The 12,908-nt window shown below is 64.6% G+C and carries 16 protein-coding genes; 2 read left to right on the forward strand and 14 right to left on the reverse strand.

All coding sequences use genetic code 11. From position 1 onward, the window contains the following. Window positions 1-11: 11 nt before the first annotated feature. The 8 genes from AOZ49_RS12875 to AOZ49_RS12905 all read right to left on the reverse strand — a co-directional run bounded on the left by AOZ49_RS12875 (window position 12) and on the right by AOZ49_RS12905 (window position 5,716). Complete coding sequence (locus AOZ49_RS12875; protein ID WP_003454787.1) at window positions 12-389, reverse strand: TIGR03745 family integrating conjugative element membrane protein; 378 nt, start codon at window positions 387-389, stop codon at window positions 12-14. Window positions 390-410: 21 nt separating this feature from the next. Then, window positions 411-650, reverse strand: a complete 240-nt coding sequence (locus AOZ49_RS12880) for a TIGR03758 family integrating conjugative element protein (protein ID WP_003454790.1) — start codon at window positions 648-650, stop codon at window positions 411-413. Next, window positions 647-1,054 (reverse strand): integrative conjugative element protein, RAQPRD family, encoded by a 408-nt coding sequence (locus AOZ49_RS12885; RefSeq protein ID WP_004265602.1) that lies wholly within the window; start codon window positions 1,052-1,054, stop codon window positions 647-649. Before AOZ49_RS12885 ends, AOZ49_RS12880 begins: the two co-directional genes overlap by 4 nt. A 205-nt stretch (window positions 1,055-1,259) precedes the next feature. Beyond that, on the reverse strand, window positions 1,260-1,736 hold the full coding sequence (locus AOZ49_RS31740) for a Mov34/MPN/PAD-1 family protein (protein ID WP_082380428.1): 477 nt from the start codon (window positions 1,734-1,736) through the stop codon (window positions 1,260-1,262). Further along, window positions 1,724-3,352, reverse strand: coding sequence for a ThiF family adenylyltransferase (locus AOZ49_RS12890; protein WP_003454796.1), 1,629 nt, complete (start codon window positions 3,350-3,352; stop codon window positions 1,724-1,726). Before AOZ49_RS12890 ends, AOZ49_RS31740 begins: the two co-directional genes overlap by 13 nt. After that, window positions 3,349-4,491, reverse strand: coding sequence for a CBASS cGAMP synthase (locus AOZ49_RS12895; RefSeq protein ID WP_054475720.1), 1,143 nt, complete (start codon window positions 4,489-4,491; stop codon window positions 3,349-3,351). The genes AOZ49_RS12890 and AOZ49_RS12895 overlap by 4 nt, the downstream gene beginning before the upstream one ends. Continuing rightward, window positions 4,485-5,486 carry a CBASS cGAMP-activated phospholipase gene (locus tag AOZ49_RS12900; RefSeq protein WP_004265593.1) on the reverse strand — a complete coding sequence of 334 codons (1,002 nt, stop codon included), beginning with the start codon at window positions 5,484-5,486 and terminating at the stop codon, window positions 4,485-4,487. The genes AOZ49_RS12895 and AOZ49_RS12900 overlap by 7 nt, the downstream gene beginning before the upstream one ends. A 5-nt stretch (window positions 5,487-5,491) precedes the next feature. Next, window positions 5,492-5,716, reverse strand: a complete 225-nt coding sequence (locus AOZ49_RS12905) for a DUF2188 domain-containing protein (protein WP_003454802.1) — start codon at window positions 5,714-5,716, stop codon at window positions 5,492-5,494. Window positions 5,717-5,992: 276 nt separating this feature from the next. On the opposite strand from AOZ49_RS12905, the gene AOZ49_RS12910 reads away from it, so the two are divergent. Together AOZ49_RS12910 and AOZ49_RS12915 are read left to right on the forward strand one after the other, a co-directional pair. Then, a complete protein-coding gene (locus AOZ49_RS12910; RefSeq protein ID WP_003454804.1) occupies window positions 5,993-6,379 on the forward strand; it encodes a helix-turn-helix domain-containing protein in 387 nt (128 codons plus the stop codon). A 2-nt stretch (window positions 6,380-6,381) separates the two neighbouring features. After that, window positions 6,382-7,251, forward strand: a complete 870-nt coding sequence (locus AOZ49_RS12915; RefSeq protein WP_003454806.1) for an ImmA/IrrE family metallo-endopeptidase — start codon at window positions 6,382-6,384, stop codon at window positions 7,249-7,251. 135 nt (window positions 7,252-7,386) lie between these two features. On the opposite strand, the gene AOZ49_RS12920 is transcribed toward AOZ49_RS12915, so the two are convergent. The 6 genes from AOZ49_RS12920 to AOZ49_RS12945 are packed head-to-tail and all read right to left on the reverse strand — an operon-like array spanning window position 7,387 to window position 12,818. Continuing rightward, window positions 7,387-8,136, reverse strand: coding sequence for a TIGR03747 family integrating conjugative element membrane protein (locus tag AOZ49_RS12920; RefSeq protein ID WP_054475722.1), 750 nt, complete (start codon window positions 8,134-8,136; stop codon window positions 7,387-7,389). Then, the gene (gene traD, locus AOZ49_RS12925) at window positions 8,133-10,292 is read right to left on the reverse strand and encodes a type IV conjugative transfer system coupling protein TraD (protein ID WP_004265579.1); all 2,160 of its coding nucleotides are present in this window, start codon (window positions 10,290-10,292) and stop codon (window positions 8,133-8,135) included. The genes AOZ49_RS12920 and traD overlap by 4 nt, the downstream gene beginning before the upstream one ends. Window positions 10,293-10,312: 20 nt before the next feature. Beyond that, window positions 10,313-10,867 (reverse strand): integrating conjugative element protein, encoded by a 555-nt coding sequence (locus tag AOZ49_RS12930; protein WP_004265578.1) that lies wholly within the window; start codon window positions 10,865-10,867, stop codon window positions 10,313-10,315. After that, window positions 10,864-11,448 carry a lysozyme family protein gene (locus tag AOZ49_RS12935; protein WP_016451647.1) on the reverse strand — a complete coding sequence of 195 codons (585 nt, stop codon included), beginning with the start codon at window positions 11,446-11,448 and terminating at the stop codon, window positions 10,864-10,866. The genes AOZ49_RS12930 and AOZ49_RS12935 overlap by 4 nt, the downstream gene beginning before the upstream one ends. Beyond that, entirely contained in the window at window positions 11,433-12,164 is a 732-nt protein-coding gene (locus AOZ49_RS12940; protein ID WP_004265574.1) for a TIGR03759 family integrating conjugative element protein, read from the reverse strand. Before AOZ49_RS12940 ends, AOZ49_RS12935 begins: the two co-directional genes overlap by 16 nt. 9 nt (window positions 12,165-12,173) lie before the next feature. Next, complete coding sequence (locus AOZ49_RS12945) at window positions 12,174-12,818, reverse strand: hypothetical protein (RefSeq protein WP_004265569.1); 645 nt, start codon at window positions 12,816-12,818, stop codon at window positions 12,174-12,176. Between the last annotated feature and the right edge of the window lie 90 nt (window positions 12,819-12,908).

Consider the following 12,908-nt stretch of genomic DNA (forward strand, 5'->3'; position numbering starts at 1 on the left):
GTTGCCGGGCCTTACAGGACGCCGGTAGCCTTGGTCAGCAGCCAGATGCCGACGACCAGCAGGATCGCGCCCACCGCGACGGTCAACCCGAACTGCCCCCACGTTGCGCGGCCGGTGTGGATCTCGGCGTAGCGCGTGTAGGCGTGGTAGCAGACGCCGACGAACATCGAGGCGACGACGAGCAGCGCGATCAGCAGCACGATGTCGTAGCCGTAGTTTTGCAGCGTCTGCATGATGCCGCTGCCGGTGCCGCGCGACGGGTCTTCCAGCGTGGGAAGGTCGGCGAACGACGGCAGCGGCGTGGCGGCGATGCCCAGCGGGATCAGCAGCGCGGCGATGCGCGCGGCGGGCCGCGACGTGGGACGGCGAGAAGTAGCGGGAGCGTTCATGGCGAAGTACCTTTCATGGGGTCAGGACAGGAGGAAAAAGCCCAGCACCAGGTACATCGCGACGAAGCGCACGATGACGCCGAGGAACTGGCGTTGGGTCAGGTGGTGCTCGGCCCAGCCGACATAGGCAGTGCGCATCGCCCACACGCCCCACAGCAGCAGGATGGCGAAGACGAAGCCGAGCACGACGGTGGAGACGGCCCCGGGCGCGAAGCCGCCGTTGGCCGTGAAGGCGGCGACCTGATCGGCGGAAGGCGTCATGACGACGGCGCCTCCTTGGGCGACGTCGCAGGCGCCGCGTTACTGCGCGTGTAGTCACCGGCCAGCGGCACGGGATCACGCGGCTGGGCGCGTTGCGGAACGAGGTAGTCGCGCACGCCGGTGCGCACGCGCTCCAGGTCGGCGCGCAGCCGCGCGTAGTCGAAGTGGTAGCGGGCGCGCTCCTGCGGCGCGGTGGTGGCGGCGTGCTCGGCGAGGCGGTCCAGCAGTTCGAGCTGGCGCGTTACCGCGGCGAGCATCTCGCGCTCCGCAGCGTTGTCGGAGGCGTCAGCGGCGATGGCGGGCTGCAATCCGGCAGCGGCAAGCAGCAGCGCGGCAACACGCACGGCCCAGGGTGCCTCGACGGCGAAGCGCCGAACCTGCGCGGGATTGCGAGTGGTTTCCATCGAGCCGTTCTCCGAGGGATGCGGATGGCTCGATGCTCAAACGGCCGGTCTTCCGGCGCCGCAATCAATCGGAACCGGCCAGCCACCGCTTTCCGCGGCAAACTCCGCTGCAGAGGAAGGAATTTCCCCGATGACGTCGTCTTTAATGCACTACCGTCTGAGTGGAGGTGCAAGTCAAGACGATGATGGTTGTTGCGCTAGTGCTCTACTCCACGGGGAAGAATATCGACCCTTCGCCTGATCTCGGCACCAACTCTGCATACAGAGATCTACGCCCGATGATGACAGCGAGCACTGGCCGCTTGTCCCGACGCTGCGCTGCCAACAAAGTCCATTCAGATCTGTCAAGGCTAGAAGGCTGGGGATGGTCTTCCGGGTGGGTATGCCATTCGCCTAAATAGCGGACAGTTCCCTGACTCGCCGTCCATCGCGACAACGCAATAGCCTCATGACCAAACGGCATCCGCTCGAACAGATAGCGAAACCGCTTGTCCCACGCGGTAGGAACCGTCGCCTGCTCAATGAGCAAATGGGCTCCATGTACAGAACCAAGCAAGAGTCCGCCCGCTTCGCAGTCGGTATCACTAGCCTGGATATGCTGACTGAATGTCTCCAGCGTCTGGGTCGAAAAATGCAGCAACCTGCTCTTGTCGCCAGTTGCCCAGGACCCTAGGAATTGCATAGAGGGCAATCATGATCTCGCAGAGGATCGCAGTCAGGCGTGGCCAGATGATGGGTCTGGTCGATCAGCCGGGTCCGCAATGCAGGAGAGTGGACGCCCTTGACCCAATCAAGGGCCATCTCAGCACCCAAGCTGGCTGCCTGCACCGACACCGAAGCCGGAAATGGCACATACAAGCCCTCGCACCCGTGGCCTGCCAAGATGTTAGGCAGAGCATCAATGGTCGAGCGAAGTTCGCCTCTTCTGTGGCTCTGCCATAGGCATCGGTAGCACGCACCCGATGCGTTCGTTCTCAGGAGCGCACGCACAGCCGTTCCCGGCCCTTCGATCCAAACAGAAAGCATGGGCGTGGGAGCCCTGTAGCGGCCGCACAGCCAATGCCCGAGGGATTCTTCGCCGGTGGCATCGATGAGTAGGTCCAGCTTTCCCAGTTGGGCCTGTCTCACGTCCACGGGGAGCGCATGAACCTCGACGCCTGGCGACAAGCGCTTGAGTTCCTTCGCCATCGCCTCAGCCTTGTTCGACAACAGGTCCGGGAAGCCGAGCCGATGCCGTCCGATGTTCTGTGGAAGGAGGCCATCAAAATCCACCAGCGTGAGTTTCCCTCCGCATGATCCTGCCCCGGCCTTGACCAGCATGTCCGAGAGGTATCCGCCGATCGTGCCGCAACCCACAAGTGCGATTCGTTTCCCCGCCAACGTTTTCGACTTGGGGATGTTGCGCTGGGCCAGATACCGGTCATCGATCCTGATCACTGAGACGGGCATTACCTTCAGCCCAAAACTCGAATCCCTGCGATCAGCAAGCTTGGTCTTTTGACTCACTTGGTGGTCAAAGAGCACGGCAAAGCCGTAGGTCATCAGTGGCGATTCGATGATGATCAGGACGCCATTTGCTTTTTTGCTTTGCCCTTCCTTGATTCGTTCGTGAATCTTGCGCCGACACCGTGGGTCCAGGGTGCTTTGCCAAGCCAAGACGTCCCCCACCGTTTCGGGGGGCCAGTGGCTGGTTAGTGGGCGGGGTTGCGCGGTGGTCTTGACCCGGTATGTCAGCACCGTTTTATCAGTGACCTGGTAGCCGAGTGAATGCAACTTTCTTGTTGTTCGATCTTCGTTGTCGGTGATGAACCAGAGTGGATTCCCATTGGCTTGCGCAACGATACAGTTTTGTCGCCCCAGATCTTCGCCTTGCATGTCCACAAAACAAAGCCAGCCGTTCCAGTAGGCAAAGAACTCTTCGGCGAGATCTTCGATCATCTCGCCCTTCAAGATCTGCCCGAGCACCGCTGCCGCCCGTTGCAGGCACGCCAAGGACTGCCCTACAGGATCGTAGATGTCCAGCACGACAGTTCCCTTGGCCAGATAGCAAAGGCCGCCCTCCGCGCCAAGATGAGGAACTGCATTGGGCAGTTCAGGCGGAATTTCGAGCAGCCGAATGCGAGGCAGGTCGAAGAAGGTAGGGTCGAGCTGAACCTCACATGGAATGCCATCGTCCGCGCCGCACGGGATCAACGGCCCCCTCAGCTTGAACCAGCCGTCGTCCGTCTTGCCGACAAACTCGAAGCCTTGCAGCCTGAAGGCTTCGACCACATCGGAGACCACGGCGACGCTGCTCATCCGGCCTTCGTGCGCCCGACCAATTCGCTCGGACCAGCCGTAGCCGGCGCTGCGGCAATGGTGGCGACAACGGATACCACCTTGACCCGGTCCGGCTCGTTCGGAAAACGCGGACCGAATTCGCCTTGCATCCAGACGCAGGCCTGTGAAGGGCTGCCGGCGTTGGTGGCTCCGCGCAGCACTTTTTCGAATGCTTCGAACGCTTTCGCAGCCTCTTCGACGCCCTCTTTACCAAGGCGTGCAGTAAGCGACTCCGACTCATCAACGGGGTTGTTCACCCCCGCGCGCAGCCGGGCCGGCAATGCCGCGACGACATCCAGCAACGCCAGGTCGTCGCGCCGATCCCGCTTCTCGAATAGCGGAGCCGCAGCGGCCATCAACAGAATCGAAGCCGGTCCACCGCTCGACCACCGCCAATCGCGAAACGCCTTCAAGTAGCGAATCACGCGGCGGAACTGTTCGCCCTTGGCCTCCACCTCGCCCAAAAACCATTCCTTCACAGGCCTGGGGTCGGAGGGCATCCAGTTGCACTCGCGGTGAGCCAGGAGCACTTTATCAGCGGGCAATGCCGTCCAGGCATCCCGCTCTGCCATGTTCACCGCCTCCGTCAGCGAGTCATAGCCGTATCGCTCCATCGAGGCTTTCGCGAGCGTGACGAATTCTTCGTCGGGGATGGCGTACAACGGAATGTCGATGTGGGCATAGGCCGCAATGACAATCCGGATGCATGTCGGCTTGTCGGTGACAAGCTTCCAGTGCTTCTCCTCGACCAACAGCCTCAAGGCTTCTTCAGCAGCTGCAAAGAACACCGTTGTGGCCCTGCTGGGACGCTTCGTCTGCGAGACAAAACTCAACGGCAGATAGCAACCATCATCGACATCCGCCTGCTGGGGCCGTTGTGCCGGGCCGTTCAAGGTCTTGTACGCCCACGATCCTTGCGTGAAGAAGCGTGGCTGCGGCACGTCGTCCGTGTACCTGCGTTCGCGCAGCACGCGCGGAATTCCGGTGCGAAGGCAGTTCCTGACATCATTTCGGGCGCTGGCGATCCAGGCTCGTTGCTCGGGCGACAGATCCAGCTCGTCATGCATGCAGGATTCGTCATCGACGGTGGTAAAGAAAAGCGGGCTCAGGTTCAGCATTCGGCCTCCGGCACATTCTTGTTGGGGCCGTGATAGAAGGTGGGTGCGCCGGCCTGGTGCGCTCGAAACGGTTGGAAAAGAGGGTCGCCAAGCGCGCGCTGCGCTGCATGATTGCCGCGGTCCTTCAGCGTATTCGTGGCGCCGATGGAAACCCGGTCCAGCGACTTTACGTCCTTGCTTTGATCGGGCGTGGCCTTGTCGTCGATCTGGAAGTAGTTGCTACCCAACGACTGGCGCAGCATGTAGTCCACCGACGACTCCTGGGCAGAGATCACCAGATCGAACAGCCCTCCGCGCCACTTGCCGAATCCGCGGTCGAGGCTGGCGCCGCCACGGACGGTTGCACCGATCGTCATCGTGCCGATGGACAGCACCCGGACCAGTGCATTCTGTTTCGGCGCGAGGAACGTATTGACCTCGTGCAGCCCGAACAGTCCTGGCGCATTGCCGACCAGTCCTCCATCCGCAAAGACGCCACGATCGTTGCGCGCTAGCGGAAAGTAAACGGGCGCAGCGGCGGTCGCCAACGCCACATCCACGATCCTCATGCGGTGGTCCATCTCAAATGAGGGATGGTGAGGCGTTTTGAAGAACTGGCCGCGCCCCGTCGAGTAGTTGACGGCTGGCACGAGAACGCGGTGCTTCAAGTTGCCGATCGTGGCGTCTTGAAAGCGCTCGGTCAGCACGCCCCGCAACCCTGCGGAGTCGTGCTTGGCGGTCAACCAGAAGCCCAGAAGGCGCCGAGCGAGACTTCGGCAACCAAAGATGCGGGAGCCCTGTCGTTCGAACAAGGCTTTGAGTTCAATGGCGGGGATTTCCGCGGCCAGCCCCAAGGCCAGCATCCCGCCTGCAGAGGTGCCGCAGATCAGGTCGAAGTGCGAAGCGATGGGGCGGCCTAGCACGGCTTCAAGCTCGGCAAGAACCGTCGCTGTGTACAAGCCGCGATAGCCGCCCCCAGACAGGGCGAGCACATGGTAGGTGGGCACGCCCATCATGGCACTCAGCCCTTCGGCGGGAAGGAGTCGTTACCGTGGCTGTCCTTGTCACGGATGCGACCGTCCGGACGGTGGATGACCAGTTCGGACTGCTGGTTGCGTGCGATGTCCCGCGCCGCGTCAATGGCCTGCTGCTGCGTATCGTGCACGGAGGTTGCCCGTTGATTGCCGGCACCCTTGACGGCCCAACCGTCCTGGTGAGGAACTACATGCTGATTTTTGCCTGTCATGGCGAATTTCCTAAAGTTGAACCATCGAGACCCCGGCCAGCCGGCCGGGTTGCCAATGACCACCGGTTGAAGCAAAATTCGTTGCTCTTGCAGACAACGGGCGAGTCAAGCCAAATCAACTTGCTGCAGTCGTAGAACTCACTTCTGTTGTCTGGCTGGACAACAATGTATCAGACTTGGTGCCAAGCTGCAAATGGTGGGCTTGGTGCCGCAGAACGCAACTGCTTCGGACCGGACACACACCGTTGTCCGCCGCAGCCACAAGGAACGGAACGGATGTCACAAACAGGCCTGGGCGTCGCCCTCAAGACGCTACGCGAGCGCAGAACCCTCTCATTGCGCGAAATCGGTCAACTGTCTTCGGTGGACCATGCCTATGTCCACCGGCTGGAGTCCGGCGAAAAGACAAATCCGTCAGTGGACTTAGTCGAGAAGCTGCTGAAGGTTCTCAAACCAGGTGAAAGAGATGCTGCGCTGGTGATGTGGCTTGTCGACCATGCGGAGGCCGATCCCCGCCTTGTTGAATTCGTGCTGAACGATCCTTCCATCAGCATCGACATCTTTTCGGCTGCAGCAGGCGTGAGGCATCGTGGAAATACAAGGCCCGATCCCGCGACACTGATCGCCCGGATACAGCGAGCATTCGAGGACGAGGATGACTGAATATGGATGAAGCGGATGTCACACAGAAAGCACGGGCCTTTGTTGCGAAGGTTGATGTGTCCGGCATCCGAGAAGACCTGACGCCCTATGTGGTCGCGGCCAACGCCAAAGTCAAGAAAGAGGAGCTTAGTGAGGGGGAGTCCGGCTACACGATCACCAAGCCGAATGGCAAGCACGTGATCACGGTGAATTCGCTGGAGACAGAAGAACGCCAACGCTTCACCATCTGCCACGAAATTGCGCATATCGTCCTTGCGCTGGAATCGAGCCACGAAGAGGTGCCGTCCTGGTCCTATGCGAAGCGGCATCCGAACGAAATCGCATGCGACACTTTCGCCGCCGAGTTGCTGATGCCGTATCAGCAATGGCTATCGCTTGTGCCCAAGGAAGAACCTTCGCTGGAGCTGATCCAGGGCATGGCGGCGCTTTTCAGCACATCATTTCCCGCCGCTGCGTCGCGGTTCGCCTCCCTCAGCGACATCCCTTGCGCCTTCGTCACCATGGAGCGCGGTGCAGTGCGCTACGCGGCACGCTCCACCAGTTTGCGACAGGCTGGGGCTTGGATATCTCCCAGGTCTGCCATTCCTGTCGGCTCTGTGGCTCACCGTCTCCGTTCTTCAGGCAGCAGTGCTGCCGACACAGATGAGGTTGCACAAGACATCTGGTTCGACAACTGGGAAAAGGGCCTCGATCTCTGGGAACTCTCCAGGCACTACGCACGTACTGACACCACGACCTCGCTGCTCTGGTTCGACAGCGACGATTTACCTGAGGTCGAAGTGAACCGCTTCGGTGTACGCGTCGAGGACGACGGTGGCTTGGCTGAACTCACTGGGCAGCTACCGTGGCCGGGACGCAGCAGGCGCCGCTGAGGCCATTTGCGTTCGTGTGTCTGAGTGGCCACATGGCCTCGAAGATGTAGGGTGGATGCAGTGTCAAAGGTCAAAGGATGTTTGGTGTCGATGAGTCGCCATGAAGAGTGAGACGGAGATTATCTTGAACCGCTTTCACAGATACTTCTTGAACGTCGCCGACGCGATGCACACCGCGACGCCGAGCAGCGCCGCGCTGGGCAGCAGGATCAGCAGCGGATGCACGCTGACCGGCAGCGCGAGGTAAGTGACCCAGGGCAGCACCGCCAGCGGCATCAGGCTGGCTCTCGCCCGGTGGTAGACGAAGCCCGATTCGCGGCCGGCGCCGAAGCCACGCACGTCGCGGCGCACGAGCCCGTCCACCAGGCCGGTGAAGGCCGCCATCAGGAACAGCGGCAAGGTCAGGGCCAGCACCAGCAGCCGCACGAGGAACACCAGCACTGTGTACGCCGAGGCGATCAGGTAGCTCTCGACATGCACGTAGAGCTGACCGATGTAGTAGCGGAAGTCCTGCGCCTGGCTGCGCGCGCCGGCACGCGATTGCGCCGCCGCGTCGCGTATCCAGTCCAGCAGGCCCGTTTTCACGAACAGTCCTTGGTAGGCCCACTCGACGAGCTGGAGGGCGCTGCGCCCCGGCTCCTGCACCAGCACGCTTTGCGTGAAATGCTCCGAGACCTGCGACAGCTCGTAGTTCAGCATGCCCTGCGCATGGCGCCAGCCCTGCTCGGGCCAGAAGAAGTGCATGCCGATGCACTCGATCGCGATGCACAGCACCAGCGAACCGGCCAACACCCCGAACAGCCGGAACGGCAGCGTGATGAGGCCTGCGATCAGGCCCTGCTGGCGAACCTGCTGGCGCTGGACGGCGACGGCGGGGTCGCTCATGCCGTGGCCCCTTCATCCGCGCTGGCCATCTGCTTGAAGTCGGCGAGCAAGTCGTCGGGCAGTGCTTGGTCCTGCAGTCCGGGAAGCCCATTGTTGTCCCACCAATCGCCGGCCTCAACGTAGTGCTGGCGCATGTAGCCGGCCAGCTCCTGCAAATCCTTGGGCATGGCCTCGTCGGGGTCGGGCGCCGGCAAGGGCATGCGCACCTTCCAGAGGTGCCCGCCCTCGATCAGTGCAAAGCACTGGCCCTTGGGCAGCCCGACCACGTGCGCCGGTTCAATCAGCGGCACGCTGTTGCTGCTGATGCGGTCCTGCGTGTTGGAGGTGAAGGCGGTGTTGCCGGTCGGGTCCGAGCTGTCGGTGGCGCCGCTCATCACCGTCGTCGTGTAGACCTCGACCTTGGGCAGTTGCCGCGTCAGCAGTTCGGCCGTGGCGGTCTCGCGCACGCGCAGCATGAACAGGTTGTTGAAGTTGCCCACCACCTGGCCCGCCTTCGCGCGGTTGCCGATGCGTGCCTCGATGTCCGAGAGGGTCTGCGTGTAGGCCGTGACCTGGACGCCCGCGCCGCCGCCCTTGTTGACCATGGGTATGAACTCGTCGCCCATGAGTTCGTTGAACTCGTCGGCATGGACGTTGATGGGCACCTTGATGCCCGTCGCGGCACCCGGCAGGCCGTCGTCGATGCCGAACTTGTAGATGTGACCCGCGACGGATACGAGGTCGGAGAACATCGAATTGCCGACCGCCGCCGCGACTTCCGCGTCCGACAGTGCATCGAGGCCGACATAGACCACGGCCCGCTTCCTGATGATCTGCATCCAGTCGAAGATCGGGCGTGGGTCGGCGAGGTCCGAATAGTTCGGCGCCAGCAACTGCGCGATCTTGCCGGTGGTCAGCTTCTCCAGCAGCGGTAGGAGCGATGCGACGATCTTGTCGAAGTACGTCCTGTCGTAGCGCACCGCGCTGCGCAGGCCGTCGAGCACAGGGTCGTAGATGCGCACCTGCGACAGGTACTGCTCCAGCGCGACGACGCGCTTCTCGCGGCCGATCATGTTGCGCGGGATGTTCTTGTCGTTCAGCTTGGCTTCGAGCTGGACGATGACCTCCCAGGCCTTGGGCTCGTTCCGGGCGAAGTAGTGCTGGGCGTACTCGATGAACAGCGCATCGATGTTGATGACATGGCGCTGGATCAGCAGGTAGTCGGGCCGCTGCCCCAGCTCGACCAACGCCCGCGCGATGATGTTGACGAAGCGCCAGGCGAACTCGCGGAACGCCGCGCTGTTGCCTTCACCGGAAAGCTGGCCGGCGATGCGCGTGGCAACTTCCGAGATGCGTCCGAAGCGGCCCACCGCGTTGTAGCGGGCGCTGATGTCCGGCCAGCCCAGGTGGAAAACGTAGAACTCGCCTTCGCGTCCGGCGCGCTTGGCCTCCACGTACATGCGCTTCAACAGATCCGCATCGCCCTTGGGATCGAAGACGATCACGACCTCGTGCTGTCCATTGACCTTGCGCCGGATGTCCTGCGTGATGAACAGCTCGGCCAGGCGGGTCTTGCCGACGCGCGTGGTGCCTAACACCAAGCTGTGGCCGACGCGCTCGGCCAACGGCAGGGTGACGTCGACCTCGTGCGGCTCGATGCCGTGCAGCCGCGGCAGGCCGCCCACCGGCGGCAGCGGCCGCGCCGGGTTCAGCGGGCTGTCCCAGGCCAGGGCCTTCGCCATCTTGGACAACGGGTACGGCGCGAACTCCAGGCGCTCTTCCATGCGCCGTGCCATCCGATAGATTGCCGTCGGCTCCACGTAGCGACGGAACTCCGACCGATACGTCTGCATCAGTCGGTGCGTGTGACGCTGGTCCCAGTGGAAGCCCCGGCCGACGAACAGCCGCTGCTGGCTGACCGGCACGTCGCGGCTGGTCATCACGTAGCGCGGCAGGCGCCGGATGTTGCGCCGGTAGCGCAGGATGGCCCAGGCGTCGCGAAAGCGCAGCGCGCCGAAGGTGAGGAAAGCGAGCGCGCTGCCCAGGCCCAGCAAGGGACTCAGCGCGAGCGACCACGGGGCCACCAGGCACAGAAACGCGGCGCCCGCACAGACCGCGACGGTGTATAGCTCCACCGCTGGCCGCAGCAAGACTTCGACGGCTTGGGACTGGGGCATGGCGGGTGCTTCACGTCACGTCAGGGCTCGATGCCGGTGGCGGTGATCAGCACCGGGTAGTGCTTGAGCCCCAAGCGCTGCGCCAGCTCGTCGCCCGAGGCCGGCGACAGCATCAAGCCCGGTGCGAGGCGACGCAGCGCGGCCAGGGCTTCGGGCGTCGCCACGTTGACCACCAAGCCCACGGCGCGTAGCGCCTGCAAGTCCTTGCCCCGTCGTTGGAGCCAGGCTCGTGAGCGGTCGTCGTCGCCGATCAGGAACAGCGGCGTCAGGCCCGGCGCGCGGATCACGCGGCGCGGCTCGTCGCCGGGTGTCAGCCGCATCGAGCGCACCGGCAGCATGGCCGCCTCGGCTTCGGCCGGGCCGCCAATGCGCGGCTTGGTTTGCGGCGTGGCTGGCTGACCGGGCTGCGCATCCTGCGGATTCAAGGCCCGGTAGTACGGCAGCGCCGAGGTGCCGCCTTTGTCCTCGACCACGATCAGCGGCGGGGAACTGTTCTTGGTAACGGGGCCGCGGTCCTGCGCGTCTGCGGTGGTGGCCAGCAGCGCCGCAGTCGCGGCGACGAGGATGCGGTTCATGGCATGGGACTCCGGGCAGAGGGAAGTGAGGCTCCCGGCCCGAGCACGCGGGTCAGGTGCTGGTGGACGCTGCGGCGGTAACGGGCGGCGGGCGCCCCGCCCGCGGGGCGGTGGTAGCGGCCGATGGCGACCAGCCAGTCCTCGCCCGGCGTGTGCTGCTCCTGCAGGATTTCCGCGGCGATGGCGAGGTTGCGGTATGGGTCGAGCAGCTCGCAGGGATGCGCGTAGCGGTGCGCGTGGTAGCCGAGGTTGACCTGGCCGAGGCCGGCGTCGATGCGGTTGACCGGCGTGCGGGCGAGCGCCCGGCGGATGCCGGCGCAGGCCTCGGCCCGCGTGGCATAGCGTTCGGCGCGGCCGGCGACGTTGAGCGTCCACGGCCACGGGATCAGCCGGCCGCGCAGCCGGGCGCCGCTCTCCTGCAGCGCCACCGCATACAGCACCGGCGACGGCACGCCCGCCTGCTGGGCGGCGAGCTGGTAGGCGGGTGGTGGCACCTCCTGGCCGAAGACGATGGCGGCATGGGCGCTGAGGCCGAGGACCAAGGCCGCGCAGCCTGCACGGCGGGTTACTGCCGCTGCCATTGGCCGTTGACCTCGCGCACCACGGCGGGCAGATCGCCGGGCAGGCCGAGCGACAGCCAGCGCCCGGCGTCATGGTTGAGCGTGATGGTGCGGGAGCGCACGCGGCCGGCGTCGATGCCGGCCTGCGTCGCCCACTGGCGGATGCGGGCGTCCTCCTGGCGGCTGCCGACCATGTAGAGGTCGAAGGCGGTGCCGGCCACCTGCAGCTGGCGCACGCGCTGCTCGCACGACGGGCACTCGGCCTTCACGAAAACCGCCAGCCGGCCCGAGCCCCGGTTGCCGGCGCCCGGCGCCTTCGCACCCGGCATGTTCACGCGCTGCTGTCCCGGATAGAGCCGCTTCCACGCCGCGTCGTAGGCCCGCTGGTAGGCCAGCGTCTTGCCCACGCGCTTCGATTCCGCCTGCACCTGCAGCTCCGCATAGCGGTTGCGTTCCTCGTCGCTGCGCGCCTCGATGCCCAGCGCCGTGAGCGGATCGAGGTTCGGGGAATAGATGCCCAGCGGCCCCTGCATCAGTTGGCGGTAGCGCGCCCACTCATCGGAGCGCAGGCCCCAATCGCGCGCCAGCCGTTCGTCCAGCGCGGCGTCGCTGCTGTTCTGAATCTGGGCGGGCACCGTGCGCGAGGACGCGACCGGCGCCGACTGTGCCGAGGCCGTGCCTGCCGTTCCTGCGACAGCGGCGAGGATGGCGGCGAAGCAGATCGCGGCGTGCTTCATGGCCGGCTCCTACGGCAGCGCGAGGCGCTGGGTCTGTCCATCCACGCGGAACACGGCGGCGCGCGCCTCGATCGCCAGCAGATGCCACGCGCCCACGGCATCGCCTTCGCGCAGCAGCCACACGTCCAGCACCGACGACGCCTTGGGTGCCGCCACCGACAGGAAGCGCTCGCCGCCGCGCAGCTCCACGCCCACGACGTTGAACGGCGGTTCGGGCACCTTGGGCTTGGCCGGCTCGGCGGTGCGCCGGGGTGCCGCGGCAGGCGCGGCGGTTCGCTTCATGCGAGCTTCGAGGTCGCCCATGCGCGCCTGCAGCGCCTGCAAGTCGCCGGCATGGGCGTCTGCGCCCTGGGTGTGCTCCACCTGTGCCAGGCGTTCGTCCAGCAACTTGCGGGCGGCCTCGAAGTCGGGTTGGGTGACGGGCTTGGGCTGGTTCTTCGAGGCCGCCGCCTGCTGTTCGAGTTCGGCGACGCGCGTGTTGAGCGCCTGCACGTGGGCATCCTGGGCGCTGGCCTGGCTTTGCTCGCTCAGGCGCGACAGGCCCACGCTGTTGACCACGGCCAGGATGCTCACGAGCAGCAGCCATGCGGCCGCTGTGATCTTCAACCAGCGCGCGCGGCCGGCGTTCTCGTCGGGAAGCTGCGGGATGGTCATGGCTGGGCCTCCTGGGGCACGTGGGAATCGGCGGGTTCGGCGGCCGGCGCGCTCGGTGCCGGAGCCGCGGGAATCGGGCTTGCGCTCGGC

The organism is Achromobacter sp. 2789STDY5608615, assembly GCF_001298995.1.
Lineage (GTDB): Bacteria > Pseudomonadota > Gammaproteobacteria > Burkholderiales > Burkholderiaceae_B > Achromobacter > Achromobacter insuavis.